Origin of the sequence: Pseudanabaena biceps PCC 7429 (assembly GCF_000332215.1) — a bacterium.
GTDB lineage: Bacteria > Cyanobacteriota > Cyanobacteriia > Pseudanabaenales > Pseudanabaenaceae > Pseudanabaena > Pseudanabaena biceps.
Genome location: NZ_ALWB01000369.1, coordinates 1 through 2,463, shown reverse-complemented (window position 1 = coordinate 2,463; position 2,463 = coordinate 1). Strand labels below are relative to the sequence as shown.

2 protein-coding genes are annotated in these 2,463 nt (G+C 44.3%); both read right to left on the bottom strand.

Annotation, left to right across the window (positions count from 1 at the left end):
• Window positions 1–107: 107 nt before the first annotated feature.
• Window positions 108–1,547 (bottom strand): protoporphyrinogen oxidase, encoded by a 1,440-nt coding sequence (gene hemG / locus PSE7429_RS22385; RefSeq protein WP_009629673.1) that lies wholly within the window; start codon window positions 1,545–1,547, stop codon window positions 108–110.
• A gap of 142 nt (window positions 1,548–1,689) precedes the next feature.
• Window positions 1,690–1,917, bottom strand: a complete 228-nt coding sequence (locus PSE7429_RS22380) for a DUF2811 domain-containing protein (RefSeq protein WP_009629672.1) — start codon at window positions 1,915–1,917, stop codon at window positions 1,690–1,692.
• Between the last annotated feature and the right edge of the window lie 546 nt (window positions 1,918–2,463).

Here is a 2,463-nt window from a genome sequence, read left to right as displayed (position 1 = left end):
AAGGCTTTTACTTTTGGGCTTTTAAAATTTGCCAGCTTAACCCGAACTGACGTTACTTATCATAAAAAAGGGGATTGAGGGGGAGCTAGACAACTCTTAAATGGTTTCTAAATGGTTTCTAAAAAAGCCGCAATTTTATGAGCTTCTTGCAAGCTACGCTTGATGCAGTCACCTAAGGCGACTCCGCCAATAAAATTAGCACTGATATATAGCCCTGAAGATTTTTGCAATTCAGCTTCTACCGTGGCAAGTCGCTCTAAATGCCCGATTTCGTATTGAGGAATAGCCTTATCCCACACATGAACGGCGATCGCTTTGGGAGATACCTTCGTATCGGGGCGAAGAATTGTTTTTTTGAGATCTTGATGCACGGCAGCAATAATTTCTGCTTCTGATAAATGGGCTAGTGCGGGATCAAGCGTGCCGCCGATAAAATTGAGCAATAGTTGCCAACCTGCGGGGGCGCGTCCTGCAAAGAGACTAGATGACCAAATTGTTCCTAGGGTTCTAACTCCCTCTGTCCGAGGAATCAAATTGCCAAAGCCTTTCATGTCATAGCGAAATTCGCTTTTGGGGTAGGCAAGTACCACACAGGCAACAGTTGGATAAAAAATCTCATTTAAGGCTTGGCTAGCGGCGGGCAAATAATCTTGTAATAATTTTGCAGTGACATAGGCGGGGGTGGAAAGAACGACCGATCGCGAGGTCACAATTTCTTCGCCCGTGGGGGTAGCGAATTTGGAAACATAGATTTCGCCTTGCTTCTCTAGCGATTGCAGAGTCCATTGTTGTTTGACGGCTGTACCCTGCGCCCTTAATTTAGCGGTGATCGCTTCAGGGAGCATTTTTATTCCCTCGCGAAAGGAACCCAACTCCCCAGCCTTCGTTTTCGGAATGCGAGGATCGTTAAGTTTTTGGGCTTTGCGCTCTTTACTTGATAATATTGCCCCAGCAAGCAAACCACCATAGGTTTCCAGCTTGGCAATTTTTGCAAAAGCAGCCTTCGCACTGAGCCGCTTGGGATCGCCCGCATATACTCCAGAAATGAAGGGAGCAACCAAGCGATCAACCGCTTGTCTGCCTAACAGGCGCGAAAAGAAGCGATCAACGGATTCTTCTCCCGCCATCGCAGGGCGTGCAAAACCCATTGCCCCCAAAGCGAGACGGATTTTGCCACCCCAAGTCAAAATTTGGGAGGCGATCGCCGTTGGCGGAGACATGGGCAAAGCGTTTAACTTGCCGTTGAGAAATACAAAGCGGGGTAGTTTGCCATCCGCAAGCACCAATTCATCCTTGAGTCCGACTTCTACGGCTAAACGTAATAATTCGGGGGCTGGCTGGAAACTATTGGGACCTTCCTCCCATTGATAGCCCTCGTCATTTTTTGCGCTAGTAATCGCGCCGCCCACGCGATCCTGTGCCTCCGCCACCAAGACGCGATAGTTTTTAGCGATCGCTAGTTCGTGGGCGATCGTTAAACCTGAAATCCCTGCCCCAACGACAAGAACATCTAATGGATTAACTTCAGGAATCTGGGCGGAGGTCATAGTTTCATTGGTCTAGGTCGTCGAGCAATTCTCAGTCTAATACAAGGGTCTGTGTTTTGCATGAATAGTTTGCATAAATAATTTGCATGAATATTCAGCTCAACCCAAGTCTAGAACCAAGTCTGTACTTAGGTATAAGCCTTTAAACAGAGTGTTGAAATAAAGCGTTTAAGTACACCTTAGCAGTGCTGCGATAGCTAGAGGTGGTATTGCGGGATAAGCGATCGCCACCATTTTGCAGCAAAAATAAAGATAGAGCAGCGGCAAATACGCGATCTTGATCCCAGTCAGGATGAGACTCTAAGTAACCTTTGAGGGTTTCATGCAATTCTTCAGGAATCTCTGCCAATATACTGACGGTCGTACTCATGCTGAAACCTCAACTTTTAAGCAAGTTTTATCGAACTCAAGCAACCATTTTTCATCGGTCGGGACTTAATTGTGCGTTCAACCAGTGCTTCTTGTCAACGTAACGAACTGTTAACTACTTGTGACAAATAAATGAAATAGACTTGATGGAATCAGGGTTTTCATGCCTTTTTGTTTATATAACTTCATGATTGACTGTCTTGCAAAGTTTTCCCAAGTCAGTGCTGCTTTCCGTTAACGAATCCTTAACCAGTAAGGCTAAAGTATCTTTAGCTTGGGGAGTCTCTGTGGAAAACTCTCCCTTATCTGTGGAAAAAAAGCCAATATCTGTGGAAAAGTCTGTGGAAAAGTTTTGATTAGATAAATTGAAAATTATTTTTTTCTTAATATTTATGGTGATATTTATGGTGATATTTGCGGCATTATTTCACCTTAATAGGTAAGCTTAATTAAATATTAATTAATATTTAAGTAGTTTAGCGTAAGTAAACTTACAGCGCTTTGCGCTCAAACCCAAACCAAGGAAATTTTTGAAAGCGTTGCGAAG